Origin of the sequence: Lysinibacillus sp. FSL M8-0355 (genome assembly GCF_038008985.1) — a bacterium.
Classification (GTDB): Bacteria; Bacillota; Bacilli; order Bacillales_A; family Planococcaceae; genus Lysinibacillus; species Lysinibacillus fusiformis_D.
This window is the reverse complement of sequence record NZ_JBBPAI010000001.1, coordinates 1,550,179-1,566,550: the sequence shown is the minus strand read 5'-3', so window position 1 is coordinate 1,566,550 and position 16,372 is coordinate 1,550,179. Positions and strand designations below refer to the sequence as shown.

Below are 16,372 nucleotides of genomic sequence, written 5' to 3'. Positions count from 1 at the left end.
ATATATGATATATCAAGTCCATAGCTTGGTCAATATAGCATTCTGTGGAAAGCTGGAGAATGTGAACATTTATTGAAACTAATTGTTAAATCTGTGCCCATTTAGTCGAAAGCATTGGAATCACCTGGCGTAATTGATCTTCTAAAATAGATTTTTTCACACTTGCATCCATGCTCTCTAACGGAATAGCTGGTAACCAAACTATATTGACTTTCTCTTCACTCTTTGTCCAATAGTGGTCACAAGTAATGAAGAACACATGCTTAAATCCAGCATTATGTAATTGTGCTTCTAATTGCTGTGGAAATTCATCGTTTTTTAAATTTGTCATATAAGAAAATGGTGGCATAACTAATAAACGGCCTTTGAACTGTTGCTCTATAAACGAAGTTAAAGACATAACAAAATCTACTTCGGCACCACTCTGTTTCATTTTTTCAGAAGAGAGATCGATGGATACAAGTGGAACAATAGCGGTATCAATGAAATCCTTCTGTGCCAGAAACGATGTCACATCGTTTGCATTAAAATACATTCAACAAACCTCCTTTTATCGCAAAATAAAAATGCCCTTATCCACTCTAAAATAGGATACCCAATTAAAAGTGAAAACAATCATTCATTCACTAGTAATGTTACCATATTGAAGTGGATAAAGGACATTCAATTTTTACCTATGATTAACGTAAATTAGCCGTTTCCTTTAATGCTTGTAACAAATTAGACAATTCATAAAAGCGTTCTTCATCTCCCTGGTCGAGGGCTTCATCAATTTGTGCGAGTAATTTTTCTTCTTGGAATACGAGTAAGCTATTGGAAAGCAGCTCTTCTGCCAGTAAACGATCTTTTTCACTGACTAGCAGTGTTTCTGGCATATAAGGGTTTTCTTCGAGAACTGCTAAGTATTGTGCACTTGGTGGTATATTTGGAAAATTCAATTGTATATACATATCTTCTTGTTCATGTAAGCGTAAATCATGGAAAGACTTCTCAGCATCTGCTGTCATCACATTGCCTTTGTAGAAACGAAAAGGTACACCTGTTGAGTCTACTGTCGACATCACCATCGCTCTAGGACAATAGTGAGCTTCTTCCACAAATCGGATTCTTTTTAGTAAGTCATCATTGCTTAATAAATAATTTAAAATCCATACACACTCACGACGTTTCAATTGATAATTTTTTAAAAACCATCGAACAAATGCTTTTTTATCAACAACTGATACAGAAGCAGTCATACCCACTCCCTCCTTTACTCAAATTCTAAGGCTTCTAACTTCTCTTGCCACTCTGGTTCACCCGGTTGAATGTTGATTAATTGTCCAAGAACCTCTTTTGCCTCTGAACGTTTTCCTTCCTCTAATAAGAAGTAAACATATTTTTCTAAAAATGTTGCGTCTTCCTTAAAATCATTATATGCCAAACGGTAAAATTCGTATGCACGGTCGTACAATTCTAAATTTTCATATGCCTCTGCTGCAAATGGATATAATGTGCTCCATTCAAAATCATTTTGCTGTAGCGTTTCAAATAATTCGATAACATCCTCATGACGCTCCTGTTGTCCCAACACAGAAATAAGGGCTAATACCGCCTCCATGTACTCAGGATCCAACGCTATAGCTTCTCGCAGATGTTGCTCCGCTTCTTCTGGCAAACCATTTTTCAACGCCATTTTACCAGCAAATAAATACAATGATTTATCATATTCATCGCGTTTTAGCCCCTCTTGAATGGCCCCATAAGCTTTTTTATTATCCTCTGTCATAGCATAGCTTTCCGCAAGCAATAAATAGGCTGAGAAGTAATCCGGATCTAATTCTTTCAATTCCTCTAGTTGTTTAATAGCCATCTCGTACTTTTGTGATTGGAAAGCGGAATAAGCCGCTCCAAATAAAATATCTGGCTTTACCTCATCCTCAAGGGCCTTGACATAATAATCAAAAGCCGTTTCATAGGCAGCCCCTGCACGATACACCTCTGCCAATCGTTCAACAAGTTGAATACCTGCAAATTCATTTTGCTGCTCATATAAGTCTTCGTACAACCTTGCAGCTTCTAAAAAACGACCTGTTTCAAATAAAAGTTCTGCTTTAGCAAAATGTAATAACGGCTCGTCAGGTAAAATCGCTAATGCTTCATTTATACGTTTTTCTGCAACCTCAAATAACCCCTGCATTTGATAATAATCGGCTAGAACTAATAAGGCTTGCGGATATTCTGGTGATGCTTCTTCGATTTCTAATAATAGATCCAATGCTTCATCTTCATCACCAAGCTCCATTAATACATTTGCACGATCTATTTTTAACTGTGCCTCTTCTGGGAATAAAAATTGTAAATGCTCCAGCACACGGTCAGCTTCTTTCATGTACCCATACTGCATAAAAATCTCAGCGAGTGCATAAATCTCCTCAGGTAGCTCCTTCGTTAAAAATGATTCTAGTAGCTGATCTATTAATGCTAAGTCCCCTTGTTCAAGTGCTTGCATCATTTCAGTCATCGCATTGTTCACAGTCATTCACCTATTCTTTCATTGATACCTTTATGCTACAAAACATTTACCATTGAAACAAGAAAAAACTCCCCAAAAGCTGGAGAGTCTATCTTGAATTGTTATTTCACTGCCTCAATATGTTCAAAGAACGATGGGTAGGATACAGCAATGCATTGTGCATCATCTAATGTTACGGCTCCATCCGAAATTAGAGCTGCAACAGCCCCCATCATACCAATTCGATGATCGCCGTATGTGTGAAGACTTGCACCTTTTAATGGTGTTGGTCCATTAATGATCATTCCATCTTCTGTTGCTTCTATTTGTGCACCTAGCTTTTTCAATTCAGTTACAACCGCCGTGATGCGATCCGTTTCCTTCACTTTTAGCTCCTCAGCATCTTTAATGATTGTTTGACCATGTGCTTGCGTAGCGAGTAAGGCAAGGATCGGAATTTCATCAATTAAACGAGGAATAATGTCCCCCTCAATTGTTGTGCCTGTTAAAGTAGATGTGGCCATTTGAATGGTTGCTGTAGGTTCAGCTTGATTATCCTCATTCGGTGTCACGGTCATTGTTGCGCCCATTTTTTCAAGTACCTCGACAATGCCATCACGCGTTGGGTTAATACCAACATTATTTAATGTTACGTGACTATGCTCACAAATGGCTCCTGCCACTAAGAAGAAGGCTGCCGAGGAAATATCCCCTGGAACAGCAACATGTGTCCCGCTGAGAGACTGTCCGCCTTCAATGGAGACAACGCCATTGTCTACTTCTACCTGTGCACCAAATTGTCGCAGCATTCGCTCTGTGTGATCTCTTGAAACTTCCATTTCTCTAACAATCGTTGTTCCTTCAGCACGCAAGCCTGCTAGTAAAATAGCAGATTTCACTTGTGCACTTGCTACAGGCATCTTGTAATCGATGGCCTGTAGTTTTGTACCTTGTATAGCAAGGGGTGTGTACTGCCCGTCAGCACGCCCTGTAATATGAGCACCCATTTGACGCAGTGGGTCTATCACACGTCGCATTGGTCGTTTGCCGATAGATGCATCCCCCGTCATCACGGAATGAACCGAAGAACCAGCTAAAATACCCAACATTAAGCGTGTTGTTGTGCCAGAGTTACCCGTATACAACACGTCTGTTGGCTCCTGCCAGCCATCCATGCCAGGACTATGAATCGTTACATTAGTTCCTTCGACCTCAATTTGAACGCCAAGCTTCTGGAAGCAATCGATTGTACTTAAACAATCTTCCCCTAGTAAAAAGCCCTCTACTGTCGTTGTCCCACTAGCAATAGCTCCAAACATGACAGAACGATGGGATACAGATTTATCGCCTGGAATGGTTAAAGTGCCCTGTAAAGAAGGCTTATTGTATTGCAAAATTTTTTCACTCATAAACTTTCTTCCCTTCAATATGAAGATAGAAAGCGCCGAAATACCGACGCTTTCTTATGCTATGAAATATACGTTTCGAAATTTGCTCGTTGTTGGATACATGCCGCAGCACGTTCGCGATCATTTTCGCTTTGGAAGCTAATAACGAGAATACCGAAAACATCTTCACGTGATTCAACGATTCGTAGATTCGTAATACTGATCGCTTCATCCGCTAACAAGCCCGTCACTTCTGAAATAACGCCTGGATAGTCAGGAACATCAACATATAAGTCAAATGGCGTATACATGGCCCCTGCACTAATCGGCAATTCATCTCTCAGCTCTTTGGCAACAGAAAAATAGTTTTCAATAGCCTGTGAAGAACCATCCGTCAGCAGTTCCTTAATGCGAGTCATTTCTTTTTCCCAGCCTTCTAACTGAGTAAGTAGCTCCTCACGATTTTGTAGCGTAATATCTCGCCATAAAACGGGGTTCGAGGAAGCAATTCGTGTAACATCACGAAAACCGCCTGCTGCAAGCGAGCGTGTCATCGGGTATTCTCCATTTTCCTCACCTAATTGATGGACCAATGAGGCTGCGATAACATGTGGAAAATGACTCACCACAGCTGTCATATGGTCATGTTCACTCGCAGATACACTGACTACTTTTGCATGTGTAAATTTTAGCAAACTTTCAAGCTTAGCCATATGAACGATTTCTTCTCCAGCAAGCGGCGTCAGCATATAATACGCATTTTCAAAAAGATGCGCCTTTGCAGCCAACACACCACTTTTATGAGAACCTGCCATTGGATGTCCACCAATGAATGTAATGCCAAGCTCACGTAATTCGCTGGCCTTTTGCATAATTAATTTTTTTGTACTCCCAGTATCTGTTATAATGACTTTATTTTTTAATGGCCATGATTTTAATTGCTCCATCCACACAAGTGTTGCATTAACAGGTGTACCAAAGATAATGATATCGACATCTGCCGCAACAGCCTGCGGATCTGTAACAATCTCATGCACAATATTTAATGTTTTTGCATGCTCACGTGTTTGTGTATCCATATCATAGCCAATAATTTTTGTTTCGGGTGCTTTTTGCAAAGCAAGGGCAATCGAACCGCCGATTAAGCCTAGCCCAATAACGAGTACTTTGCGTGTCATGCAAATACTCCTTGCTGTGTTAATACTTCGTCAAGCTGGCTAAGTAATGCTGCATTTTGTGCCTCTGTACCAATTGTGACACGGATAAACCCTTGTAATCCTAGAGCATTGCCACTGCGGACAATAAAGCCTCTTTTCATCAGCTCTTGGAAGACAACATCACTATCAGCTTGAGTATCAAAGAAAATAAAGTTCGTATCAGATAGGAAGTATTTTAAATTATGCTTTTCACAGAATTCTACATATTGCTTTTTGCCGTTTTCATTGGCTTCACGACATGCTTCAATGTAAGCTTGATCGCTGAGTGCAATAGCTGCCACAGCTTGACTTAAGATTGTATTATTAAATGGTGCGCGAACAGGATCAAGCTTAGCAATAACGCCAGCTTGCCCAATCGCATAGCCAACACGGAATGAAGCTAGTCCATAGGCTTTAGAAAATGTACGTAATAGAAGTACATTCGGATATTCATCAATGATTGGTAACGTATCCTTATGGCCAGGATGTGTTACATATTCAATGTAAGCTTCATCCAACACGACAAGGACATCGCTTGGTACTTTTGCAAGAAAAGCACGTAATGCCGTATCAGGTATGACAACTCCTGTAGGATTATTTGGACTACATACCCAAACAATCGATGTTTGGTCATCAATTGCAGCTGCCATGCTATCTAAATCGTGGGCACCTTCAACACAAGGAATTTTTCGTACCTCAGCACCTTCAATTTCAGCGTTGTGCCAGTATTGAGAGAAGGAAGGATCCGCCATAATCGTATTTACTCCTGGATACAACAGTGCACGCGTAATAATAGCAATAATGTCATCAGAGCCGTTGCCAAAAAGAAGCTGTGTTTCCTTGACACCTAGATGATTCGCAACAGCTGTACGTAAATTTTGTGCATAGCCATCTGGATAAAGGGCATGATTCACTGCATTATTTTGTAAATAAGCTGTTACCTTAGGTGAGCACCCAAACGGATTTTCATTCGATGCCAATTTAATGACTTCCTTTAAGCCGTATTCACGTTGTACTTCTTCAATTGGTTTCCCTGGCTTATATGCTTGCATACCGTCCAATTGTTGTTTCCACTTCATCTAAAACATCTCCTCTACTTATTTAGCCTGCGCCAAATCTGGTCTTAATTTCACTGCATCGTTGAGATACAAGTGCTTTACATCTTTTTGGGCTACCTCTACGTTCGCATGAATTAATACACGAATACATAAAGGTAAAGCGTTCGGCACATCCATTTCATGTGTACACATAACAGGGACATATTGCCAGCCGTCCATCAAGCGTACTGCACGGGCAGGAAATGCAGAGGTAATATCTGGCGTTGTAGAAATAAGGATTGATGCAATATCATCGATCTCCACATGATTTGCTGCCACAACCTCACGCACTAATCTTGCTGTCTCATCCCATACAAGCTCTGGCCTGTCCGATTCAATTGTTATTGCTCCTCTAAGTCCACGAATCATACAAGCACCTCCGCTAATAACTGTCTATATTCGGCATCTACTTCTTTGCATTCTTCTAAATCAATGGCTCTCACAAAAGGTTTACCTATTTCCTCCAAAAGAACGAACTGTAAAATGCCGTATTCCACTTTTTTATCTTTCATTAAATAACTAGTTAACTGTTCAAATGAATAATCATTCACAGGCTCAAATGGATAGCCATTTTTCACTGCGAACTGTAAAAATGACTTGGTGAAAGCTCGCTCCAGCTTTCCATAACGCTCGCTTAACAATAGGCTATAGACCAACCCCATCATTACGGCTTCTCCATGTGCTACTTTGCCATAACCAGCTGCTGCCTCAATGGCATGTCCATATGTATGGCCTAAGTTTAAAAATTTCCGAACGGACTGCTCTGTTTCATCCTCAGCCACGATTTGAGCTTTCACTTCAATTCCTTTTTTCAGCTGCTTGGCCAGTTCATTTTGATTAAAATGAATCACTGAATCAGCTGTCATTAATTCCTCTAACCAAATAGAATCAGAAATCATCGCATGTTTAATTAACTCTGCTGTTCCTGAACGCACTTCACGTTCGGATAAGCTTTCGGTAAGAGCCGTATCGTAAATAACACCTTCAGGCTGATAAAATGCACCAATCATATTCTTTCCTAACGGATGATTAATAGCTGTTTTACCACCAACTGCAGAATCATGGGCTAAAATGGTCGTTGGAATTTGAATAAAAGGAATTCCACGCATATAGGTTGCCACAACGAAGCCTGTTAAATCGCCGACAGCTCCACCCCCAAAAGCAAAAACAAATGATTTCCGCGAGCATTTTTGTTCCAATAAAAATGTTTGAGCAGCATTGTATTGTTCAAAGGTTTTACAAGCTTCACCACCAGGTAAAATAAAAACCTCAAAATCATATGGGAAATTTGCCTTGAAATAATCTCCCTGTGCAGCCCAAACATTGCTATCTGTAAATACGATCAGCTTATCTGCTTTTTGAAGTTTATCTGCAAATGCTTGAACAGCTTCAGTTAGAAATTGATGACCGAGAACAACTTCATACTGATGCGATTTTGTTGCAACTGGTACACGCATAAATCAGAACCCCTTTGTATATTGACGATGCTCGTCAATTTGAGCTTGTAATTGAGGTAGTTGATCACTATGAAATTGCTCCAAAATAGCATTCGCTATTTCCCAGGCAATAACATGTTCTGCAACTACAGATGCTGCGGGTACTGCACAGCTATCAGAGCGCTCAACGCTTGCTTTAAATGGCTCTTTTGTTTCGATATCCACACTTTGTAATGGTTTGTATAATGTAGGAATTGGTTTCATGACACCACGTACGACAATCGGCATTCCTGTTGACATACCGCCCTCTAAGCCACCGAGTCGATTCGTTGCTCGTGTGTAGCCCTCTTCTTCAGACCAAATAATTTCATCATGCACTTCAGAGCCTTTACGTCGTGCCATTTCAAAACCTAGACCAAATTCTACACCTTTGAATGCATTGATCGATAGCATGGCTGCTGCTAGTTTCGCATCAAGCTTACGATCATAATGCACATAAGAGCCGACACCTGCTGGCATACCTTCGACAATGACTTCTACAACACCACCGATAGAATCTCCAGCTTTTTTCGCCTCATCAATAGCCTCTACCATTTTGGCAGACGCTACAGGGTCAGCACAGTAACAAGGATCTGCTTCGACAATAGCACGAATTTCTTCTGTTGTTTTTCCTTCTAGTACAGATGTATCTGCCTTAATTCCTACGATTTCAGTCACATGTGCAACAATGGAAATGCCTAATTCATTGAGTAAAGCTTTTGCCACAGAGCCGACTGCTACACGCACAGTTGTTTCACGTGCAGAAGAACGCTCTAATACATTGCGTAAATCACGGTGACCATATTTCATGCCCCCAACTAAATCCGCATGACCTGGACGAGGTCGTGAAATTTGACGCTTAATATCTTCAGGATTAATATCATCTGCTAATGGCTCAGCACCCATAATTTTAGTCCAGTGCTTCCAGTCATCATTTGTTACAACTAGTGCGACAGGAGAGCCAAGTGTTTGACCATGTCGAACACCAGCAACAATCTCTACTGTATCTGTTTCGATTTGCATGCGGCGCCCCCGTCCATGACCTCCTTGGCGTCGTTTTAAATCATGATTAATTTTTTCTGCTGTAATGGGTAAGAGTGACGGTAAACCCTCAATAATTGTCGTTAATTGAGGTCCGTGTGACTCTCCTGCTGTTAAGTAACGCATAAACACTTTCTCCCTTCAACTCGCTAAAGTATGTATTTTTCACTATAACATATATTCTTTAAAAAAACAGTCCTTTTACAAATGTCTTTTCAGTACACCCCATTTCCATCGTTCTAAATGCGAATATTCTGAACGACGTCTATAAAGGAAATCGGTGTACTACTGAAATGGCGTGCTGAATTGTATCCATTACGCTACAGCATAATTGCCGCTGACGTTTCGCCTTCGATACAACATGCATTTGACAAAGTACTCGTTGCACTACTAAAGTGAAGTGCTAAATTTTATAAAAAATACGCCTTTGCTTATGATAAGCGAAAAGCGTATGAAATATCTATGTTTAATACTTGCTTACTATATGTACAAGACTATTTTGGTCATTTGTACAAAGCTTTTCATCCATATTATTAGCTATTTTTCCGATAGAAGAACGTGTCCTCTACATCAAATTCATAACGTGCTGGATTAAAAATTTGCTCTGTTGAGCCAACAAATAAAATACCATCTTTGCGCAGGGCTTTACTAAAATTATTATAAATTTGATCTTTTGCATCTTCTGTGAAATAGATCATGACATTGCGACAAACAATTAAATCATAATGGCTGTCGTAGGAATCATTCAGTAAATTATGTTTCTTAAAGGTTACACAACGCTTAATTTCATCCTTCACTCGATAGTAGGAGCCCTCTTGTTCAAAATACTTTGCTTTAATGTCACTTGGCACCTCTGCTAAAGAACGTTCAGGATAAACACCTAATTTCGCTTTTTGTATGACATTCTCATCTAAATCAGTAGCAATAATTTGAATTTGAGATAAAGGCACCAATTGAGATAATACCATTACTAAAGAATATGGCTCTTCTCCTGTTGAACAAGCAGCACTCCAAATTTTTAAACGCTTATTTGTTTGTAATAGCTTCGGCAAGATTTTCTTTTGTAATACTTCCCAACGCTTTCCATTGCGATAAAATTCAGAAACATTAATCGTCATACGATCTAAAAATTCATTCATTAAATCACGATCTTGTTCAAGTGCCTTTAGAAAGTCTACAAAATTACGATAGCCCTTTTTCTCATAAAGAGAGGTTAATCGTCTTTTCATTTGCGCTTCTTTATATAACGCTAAATCTATTCCTGTTTTGCGCTTAATACCTTCTATAAATTGTTCATAATCAGACATATGGTCATCTTCCCCTCTAGCGTCGTATTTCCATTATAGCGGAAAAGTCCCAATCCTGAAATAGTCTTTCTTGGGTAAGCCAATCTACTTGCTTGCATTTTGTTTTTCTTCTAATAGTAACACTTTCGACTGTTCTAATTCTAGGCGCATTTTTTCTGTTTCTATCGTATACGTTTCCAATCTAAGCTTTTCTAACTCTACTTCTTTCTCAACAGCCTTCAGTTTAATTTTTTGTTGTCTTGTGCGAGCGTCTGTAAAAATCCCAGCTAATGAAATAATGACGCCTCCAATAATCGCTACAATGGCAATTGACAATCCATCCACATCCTTTCGTTACTAAGATTATACGGCAAAATGGAAAAAATAGTTTCATTTTTCAGGAATTTATCTTCTTCTAATACAATATTTTTTGCATTAGTCAGTAGTTGTTCAGATGCACTGATATATAATAAATTTCGCACAAAAAATGAAGGTAGTTTTTCACTACCTTCATGCTAACCATTGTATTAAACTTGTACGCGATACGCCTTTAAATCTTCTCGTAATTTGGCCTTTAGGAATTTACCTACTGACGTTTTCGGTACCTCTTCAATGAAGACGATATCATCAGGAATCCACGTTTTATGGAATTGCTGCTGTAAACTCTCTAGTAGCTCTGCCTTGGTAATCGATTCTTTAAATTCAGGCTTCGCTACCACACATGCTAATGGTCGCTCCAACCATTTTTCATGCGGAATAGCAATAACAGCAGCCTCAAATACTTTTGGATGGGACATCAATGCATTTTCAAGCTCTACAGAAGAAATCCATTCGCCACCACTCTTAATTAAATCCTTTGTACGATCGGTAATTTTTATATAGCCATCTGCTGTCATCACCGCGATGTCGCCTGTATAGAGCCAACCATCTTTAAAGGCTTCATCTGTGCGCTCATCATGATAGTACTCATTAGCAATCCACGGACCTCGAATCGTTAGTTCTCCCATCGTTTTGCCATCCCATGGCACTTCACCATGTTCATTGACTACCCGTGTTTCAATTAGAGGCATGGTCATACCTTGCGTAATTCGAACATGCATTTTCTCATCAGCTGTGTAGTCTTGCATATGGGTTAAATAGGTGGAGAGACTTACGAGCGGTGATGTCTCGGTCATACCATAGCCTGTCATGTAAGGGATATTGAGTTCTTGTTCAAAGCCTCGAATTAGGCCAATTGGTGAGGCAGATCCCCCACAAACAATTAATCGCATCGATGATAAATCACGCGGATTTTGACGTTGCTCCTGTAAAACCCCTAGCCATATCGTAGGTACTCCTGCCGTCAACGTTACTTTATATACGTCAAATAACTCAAGTAAAAGCTGTGGTGTAAACATCGGACCTGGTAAGACCTGTGTAGCACCAAATGCGACACTGGCAAAAGGTAATCCCCATGCATTAGCATGGAACATTGGGACAACTGGTAACACTACATCCGATTCACAAATAGCAATACTATCAGCAAGGCCAGCCGTTAAACTATGCAGAACGATGCTACGATGAGTATAAACAACTCCCTTGGGCATGCCTGTCGTTGCACTTGTATAGCACATGCCAGCAGGTGTATTTTCATCTAAATCTTCTGGGAATACGAAATGTTCATTGGCCTCAGCGAGCAAAGCCTCATAAGAAAGAGCATTTGGGATGGGGATAGATTCGACTGCAACAGCATCTCCCATAATGATAAAATGTTTTACCGTTTTCAGCTGTGACAAGATTGGTGCAATAAGTGGTACTAGATTATCATCAATTAGTAATATTTCATCCTCTGCATGATTGATGACATAAGCAATGTGCTCAGGTGCTAACCGAATATTAATCATATGCAGTACTGCTCCTGCACATGGGACTGCAAAATAGGCTTCCAAATGTCGATGGTGATTCCAAGCAAATGTGCCTACCTTCATACCTCGCTCCATTCCAAGCTTGGTAAGTGCATCCGCTAATCGGCGCGTTCGTTTAACATATTCTTTATACGTAAACTCATGAATAGTTGTCGCACTTGTTCTAGAATAAATTTTCTTCGAATGAAAAAATCGTTCTGCGCGATTCAAAAAACTTGTTAATAATAAAGGTGTGTCCATCATATGCATTATACCGCGTCCCTTCATACATCAAATTTTGAAACGACCAAGACTACTAGCTGCGACAAACCACTTCAAAAATTAAATATTGTTGTTGTTACTTAGGCTGCATACGGATCGCACCATCCAGACGAATGACCTCACCATTTAACAAACCATTATGGATAATACTTTCAACTAAAAGGGCATACTCCGAAGGTTTTCCAAGCCGCTTAGGGAATGGTGTCATTTGAGCAAGAGCTGTTCTTGCAGGCTCAGGTAACGAAGCAAACATCGGTGTTTCAATTAAACCTGGCGCGATGGTCATCACACGTACACCGATCTCCGCAAGTTCTCGTGCAATTGGCAATGTCATCGCTGCCACTCCACCCTTTGACGCACTATAAGCTGCTTGTCCAATTTGACCATCAAATGCAGCCACAGACGCAGTATTAATAATAACACCTCTCTGCCCATCCTCATTCGACTCATTGTGCTGCATTTTCTCCGCGACTAGACGGATGACATTAAATGTACCAATTAAATTAACAGTGATCACTTTTTCAAATAAAGCAAGGGCATGTACGCCTCGCTTCGAAATCACTTTACTCGCATCAGCAATGCCAGCACAATTCACCGCTACATTAATCTTGCCAAATGCTGCAATGGCCTGCTCAAGACCTGTTGCCACGTCCTCCTCCTTCGTAACATCCACTCGTGCATAGATGACATTTTGCCCTAATTCCTCTACTAGAGCTTGTCCACGTTCATCATTGACATCAAAAACAACCGCTTTGCCACCTCGTTCAACAAGGTGACGGACAGTTGCCTCCCCTAAACCTGAAGCACCACCCGTTACTACCGCTACCACTTCATGATGTTTCATCAAACATATCCCCCTTACATTTTTTCGATGATCGTGGCATTTGCCATCCCCATTCCCTCACAGATTGCCAGTAAGCCGTAACGATAATTTTCTCGCTCCATGCGATATAACATAGTCGTTAACAATTTTGTACCAGTTGCCCCTAATGGATGCCCTAATGCAATCGCTCCCCCATCAGGATTGAGCTTCTTCGGATCTCCACCCATGTCCTGTAGCCATGCGAGCGGTACTGGTGCAAAGGCTTCATTTACCTCATATGTGTCGATATCCTCTATGTTGAGACCTGATCGTTCTAGCGCTTTTCTCGTAGCTTCGATTGGCCCTGTTAACATTAATGTTGGATCAGAGCCTACGACCACTCTTGCCACAATTTTAGCAAGTGGCTGAATACCAAGTTCCTGGGCTTTATCCAAGGACATCACCACTACCGCTGATGCCCCATCACTCATCTGACTTGCATTGCCAGCAGTAATAACGCCATCCTCTTGAAAAACAGTTTTTAGCCCATTTAAAATATCGACAGTTGTTTCTGCACGAGGACCTTCATCAACAGTAAATGTTGTCACTGATCCATCCTCCTGTGGAACTCGAATAGGTAGTATTTCATCTTTGAAATGACCTGCTTCAATGGCTGCGATTGCTCGTTGATGGCTTTGATAAGCATAGCTATTGAGCTGTTCTTTTGATAAAGACCATTGTGAGGCGATTTTCTCCGCTGATAATCCTTGATGGATAATATCATAATTCTCCTGTAAGCGTTTGCCAGCATGTGCATTTTGCATATTTGAGCCCATCTGTACCCTTGACATACTTTCCACGCCACCAGCAATGACAATATCCATATCTCCCGCTAGAATGGCCTGTGCTGCAAAATGGACGGCCTGTTGGCTAGAGCCACATTGACGATCAATGGTTACCCCTGGCACACTATCTGGAAAGCCAGCCATCAATAAAGCTGTCCGTGCAATATTCCCCCCTTGTTCAGCTGTTTGCGTTACACAGCCTAATATGACATCATCCACTTGTTCCTTGCCAATCCCTGCTCGCCTTACAGCCTCCTGTAACACATCTGCCGCTAAATCATCCGCTCGAACTTGACTTAATGCTCCCTTACTACGCCCTACAGCAGTTCGCACAGCTGCTACGATTACCACTTCTCTCATATCCATAACCCCTTTTCCTTGTCATCCCTCACAGTTTATTGACAGGCCTATCAATCTATTCCTAACTTAATTATCAGAATATTACATCTTTAATTGTACAGGAGGACAAAGCTTTTAACAATTCTATATCTATCTAGAAATAGATAATTCCCCTATTGCCATACTATCTATCCTTACTTTTTAGGCAATAAAAAAAGCAATCCCAAGTAAATTGAGATTGCCTAATCTATTCGCAAATTAAACTAAATCTTCACCGAAGAATAAGCCGATTTCGCGCTCTGCAGAAGCAAGAGAGTCTGAACCGTGGATGATGTTGTGAGAAACAGTTGTTGCGTAGTCACCACGGATTGTACCTGGGTTACTACCAAGAAAATAGTCTATAACTATTGTCTCTGAAATCACTAATATCATGGGTTCTCCAAAATAAACGAAAATAACTAAATTATAACCAAACTTTTACCTTCTATAAATAGTAAATATACATTACTTATAGATAATTTAGCAAGTTTTATAACATTATGCGCTTATTTTACGTTTTCTCCACTAGGGAGTATTACATATTTACGAACTTGGTTCAAAGACCTTCTGAATACTAGTATATATCTAAGGGTTGCAAAATAAAAAGATACTCCCTTATTAAAGTGTACCCTTTGTAAAGGACATTTTGAAAAAGGTTAGGCAACTTCTTGAAGCTGCTGTCTGTATTTTACAGGCGGCAGCTTTTTTAAATTCCATTGCCCTCGATAATGATTGTAGTAAATCATATAACTCTTAATTTCTTTCTTTACTTCTTCTAACGTTTCACATGCTCTAATAGTTGTTTCATCTTTAAAATGCCCAAAGAATGATTCTTGTGGCGCATTATCCCAACAGTTTCCTCGACGTGACATGGACTGTCCTAAGCCAATTTTCTTCACTAAGGCTCGAAATTTTGGATTCGTATAATGGAAACCTTGATCCGAATGGATAAAGGCATCTTCCCTTAAATGGCGATGTTTCTTCAATTTATGTAAGGTATTGAGCGCAATTTCTATACTCAATGTAGAAGATACTTCATAAGCTAAAATTTCATTTGTTTCGGCGTCTTTTATCGTTGATAAATAAGCACGTTTACCGCCTCCATATATTAAATATGTGATGTCGGTTAGTAATACTTTTCCTGCCACACCTTGCTTGAAGTTGCGGTGTAAATTGTTAGGGCATATACGATGTTCCTTCGTTGCTTTTGCCATACGACGCGCTGGATTCGCTTTTCGAATGGGACAGATAATATTAAACTTTTTCATAATGCGACGGATACGCTTAAGGTTGTACGTAATTTCATATTGGTTTTCTAGTGTCATTTTTATTTGACGTGCGCCTTTCTTTCGTCCTCGGAAATGAAAGGCCTTTAAAATGACTTCTTTCACCACTTCATCTTCTTCATTCTGTTTTTGACGAGTTAAGACAGCTTCTACTCTAAAATAGCGATAGTAGCCTGAGCGTGAAACATGTGCCATTTCACAAAGATATCGTACCATTCGTTTTAATTGATATTTTTCAATAATTTGATGGATTAACTCAAATTTTTGTGTAGTACTTATTTTGATTTCTTCCTTATCAGCTGCCTTTCGAGTTGATCTAGCTTTTTTAAAAATTCGTTTTCTGCTTCTAACAATTTCATCTTCGCTTCTAAGCGGGCGTATTTTTCTTCTATACTTAATACGCGTTCTAAAGGGCGACCTGAAGCATGTTTTCTAGCATCTTCTAAACCTGTTAGCCCATGCTCTTTATAAGCTGTGCGCCAACGATTCGAAGCTCTCCGAATACGCGCTGGACCAAGGGCTTCAATGTCAAAACCCGCCTCAAGGAAAATTTCACTTGGATATTTTCCTTTATCGTATTCATCAATAAAAAATTCTTTAAATTCATCTGTATAAGTAATGGCTTTCGCGCTTACTGATTTGACGTATGGATTTAATTTTAATTGTGCCTGTTGTTGTTCCGAAAAAAAATTTTTAGTCATACTATTTACCACCGCTCGTTTTTTTCTTCATTATAAATAAAAATACCCTATAAGATGACCTTTTGGAAAGTGTCTATCTTATAGGGTACATTTTATATATTAAGATTCCCTTTAAAAATTCAACAAATATCATTCCCACTCTACTTTATGGGTTCGGAATATTAATCAGAATCACTAATTTTAAAGGTTTATCAAAGCTGTACTATAAAAAATGATAT

Annotated in this window: 16 protein-coding genes and 1 pseudogene; all 17 read right to left on the bottom strand. The window is 39.8% G+C overall.

Translation table 11 applies throughout. From position 1 onward, the window contains the following. Positions 1-85: 85 nt before the first annotated feature. Entirely contained in the window at positions 86-535 is a 450-nt protein-coding gene (locus tag MKY46_RS07445) for a YpiF family protein (RefSeq protein WP_036123190.1), read from the bottom strand. A 145-nt stretch (positions 536-680) separates the two neighbouring features. Next, positions 681-1,238 carry a ReoY family proteolytic degradation factor gene (locus MKY46_RS07440; RefSeq protein ID WP_036123193.1) on the bottom strand — a complete coding sequence of 186 codons (558 nt, stop codon included), beginning with the start codon at positions 1,236-1,238 and terminating at the stop codon, positions 681-683. A 14-nt stretch (positions 1,239-1,252) separates the two neighbouring features. Beyond that, positions 1,253-2,521: a tetratricopeptide repeat protein gene (locus MKY46_RS07435; protein ID WP_080717083.1), complete on the bottom strand. Its 1,269-nt coding sequence runs from the start codon at positions 2,519-2,521 to the stop codon at positions 1,253-1,255. A gap of 95 nt (positions 2,522-2,616) precedes the next feature. Then, positions 2,617-3,903 carry a 3-phosphoshikimate 1-carboxyvinyltransferase gene (aroA, locus tag MKY46_RS07430; protein ID WP_036123196.1) on the bottom strand — a complete coding sequence of 429 codons (1,287 nt, stop codon included), beginning with the start codon at positions 3,901-3,903 and terminating at the stop codon, positions 2,617-2,619. 59 nt (positions 3,904-3,962) lie between these two features. Beyond that, positions 3,963-5,060 carry a prephenate dehydrogenase gene (locus tag MKY46_RS07425; protein ID WP_036123199.1) on the bottom strand — a complete coding sequence of 366 codons (1,098 nt, stop codon included), beginning with the start codon at positions 5,058-5,060 and terminating at the stop codon, positions 3,963-3,965. Then, positions 5,057-6,157 carry a histidinol-phosphate transaminase gene (hisC, locus tag MKY46_RS07420; RefSeq protein ID WP_036123203.1) on the bottom strand — a complete coding sequence of 367 codons (1,101 nt, stop codon included), beginning with the start codon at positions 6,155-6,157 and terminating at the stop codon, positions 5,057-5,059. Before hisC ends, MKY46_RS07425 begins: the two co-directional genes overlap by 4 nt. Before the next feature lie 18 nt (positions 6,158-6,175). Beyond that, positions 6,176-6,544 carry a chorismate mutase gene (gene aroH / locus MKY46_RS07415; RefSeq protein ID WP_036123206.1) on the bottom strand — a complete coding sequence of 123 codons (369 nt, stop codon included), beginning with the start codon at positions 6,542-6,544 and terminating at the stop codon, positions 6,176-6,178. After that, positions 6,541-7,632: a 3-dehydroquinate synthase gene (gene aroB / locus MKY46_RS07410; protein ID WP_036123210.1), complete on the bottom strand. Its 1,092-nt coding sequence runs from the start codon at positions 7,630-7,632 to the stop codon at positions 6,541-6,543. Before aroB ends, aroH begins: the two co-directional genes overlap by 4 nt. 3 nt (positions 7,633-7,635) lie before the next feature. Continuing rightward, entirely contained in the window at positions 7,636-8,817 is a 1,182-nt protein-coding gene (gene aroC / locus MKY46_RS07405) for a chorismate synthase (protein WP_036123213.1), read from the bottom strand. Positions 8,818-9,224: 407 nt separating this feature from the next. Further along, positions 9,225-9,998 carry a CheR family methyltransferase gene (locus MKY46_RS07400; RefSeq protein WP_036123217.1) on the bottom strand — a complete coding sequence of 258 codons (774 nt, stop codon included), beginning with the start codon at positions 9,996-9,998 and terminating at the stop codon, positions 9,225-9,227. 84 nt (positions 9,999-10,082) lie between these two features. Further along, entirely contained in the window at positions 10,083-10,313 is a 231-nt protein-coding gene (locus MKY46_RS07395; protein ID WP_016994411.1) for a hypothetical protein, read from the bottom strand. A 191-nt stretch (positions 10,314-10,504) separates the two neighbouring features. Then, on the bottom strand, positions 10,505-12,130 hold the full coding sequence (locus MKY46_RS07390; RefSeq protein ID WP_036123224.1) for a long-chain fatty acid--CoA ligase: 1,626 nt from the start codon (positions 12,128-12,130) through the stop codon (positions 10,505-10,507). An 88-nt stretch (positions 12,131-12,218) separates the two neighbouring features. Continuing rightward, positions 12,219-12,986 (bottom strand): 3-hydroxyacyl-CoA dehydrogenase, encoded by a 768-nt coding sequence (locus MKY46_RS07385; RefSeq protein WP_036123227.1) that lies wholly within the window; start codon positions 12,984-12,986, stop codon positions 12,219-12,221. A gap of 14 nt (positions 12,987-13,000) precedes the next feature. After that, on the bottom strand, positions 13,001-14,149 hold the full coding sequence (locus MKY46_RS07380; RefSeq protein WP_036123230.1) for a thiolase family protein: 1,149 nt from the start codon (positions 14,147-14,149) through the stop codon (positions 13,001-13,003). 237 nt (positions 14,150-14,386) lie between these two features. Next, a pseudogene (locus tag MKY46_RS07375) lies at positions 14,387-14,512 on the bottom strand (nucleoside-diphosphate kinase); the annotation flags it as partial. A 311-nt stretch (positions 14,513-14,823) separates the two neighbouring features. Beyond that, positions 14,824-15,786: an IS3 family transposase gene (locus MKY46_RS07370; protein ID WP_230593935.1), complete on the bottom strand. Its 963-nt coding sequence runs from the start codon at positions 15,784-15,786 to the stop codon at positions 14,824-14,826. After that, positions 15,729-16,154 (bottom strand): IS3 family transposase, encoded by a 426-nt coding sequence (locus MKY46_RS07365; protein ID WP_036126546.1) that lies wholly within the window; start codon positions 16,152-16,154, stop codon positions 15,729-15,731. Before MKY46_RS07365 ends, MKY46_RS07370 begins: the two co-directional genes overlap by 58 nt. Positions 16,155-16,372 lie beyond the last annotated feature (218 nt).

Excerpts from the sequence above, each read along its gene's own strand:
- MKY46_RS07445 (WP_036123190.1), bottom strand. The coding sequence starts at position 535 with ATGTATTTTAATGCAAACGATGTGACATCGTTTCTGGCACAGAAGGAT.
- MKY46_RS07440 (WP_036123193.1), bottom strand. The coding sequence starts at position 1,238 with ATGACTGCTTCTGTATCAGTTGTTGATAAAAAAGCATTTGTTCGATGG.
- MKY46_RS07435 (WP_080717083.1), bottom strand. The coding sequence starts at position 2,521 with ATGACTGTGAACAATGCGATGACTGAAATGATGCAAGCACTTGAACAA.
- aroA (WP_036123196.1), bottom strand. The coding sequence starts at position 3,903 with ATGAGTGAAAAAATTTTGCAATACAATAAGCCTTCTTTACAGGGCACT.
- MKY46_RS07425 (WP_036123199.1), bottom strand. The coding sequence starts at position 5,060 with ATGACACGCAAAGTACTCGTTATTGGGCTAGGCTTAATCGGCGGTTCG.
- hisC (WP_036123203.1), bottom strand. The coding sequence starts at position 6,157 with ATGAAGTGGAAACAACAATTGGACGGTATGCAAGCATATAAGCCAGGG.
- aroH (WP_036123206.1), bottom strand. The coding sequence starts at position 6,544 with ATGATTCGTGGACTTAGAGGAGCAATAACAATTGAATCGGACAGGCCA.
- aroB (WP_036123210.1), bottom strand. The coding sequence starts at position 7,632 with ATGCGTGTACCAGTTGCAACAAAATCGCATCAGTATGAAGTTGTTCTC.
- aroC (WP_036123213.1), bottom strand. The coding sequence starts at position 8,817 with ATGCGTTACTTAACAGCAGGAGAGTCACACGGACCTCAATTAACGACA.
- MKY46_RS07400 (WP_036123217.1), bottom strand. The coding sequence starts at position 9,998 with ATGTCTGATTATGAACAATTTATAGAAGGTATTAAGCGCAAAACAGGA.
- MKY46_RS07390 (WP_036123224.1), bottom strand. The coding sequence starts at position 12,130 with ATGCATATGATGGACACACCTTTATTATTAACAAGTTTTTTGAATCGC.
- MKY46_RS07385 (WP_036123227.1), bottom strand. The coding sequence starts at position 12,986 with ATGAAACATCATGAAGTGGTAGCGGTAGTAACGGGTGGTGCTTCAGGT.
- MKY46_RS07380 (WP_036123230.1), bottom strand. The coding sequence starts at position 14,149 with ATGAGAGAAGTGGTAATCGTAGCAGCTGTGCGAACTGCTGTAGGGCGT.
- MKY46_RS07365 (WP_036126546.1), bottom strand. The coding sequence starts at position 16,154 with ATGACTAAAAATTTTTTTTCGGAACAACAACAGGCACAATTAAAATTA.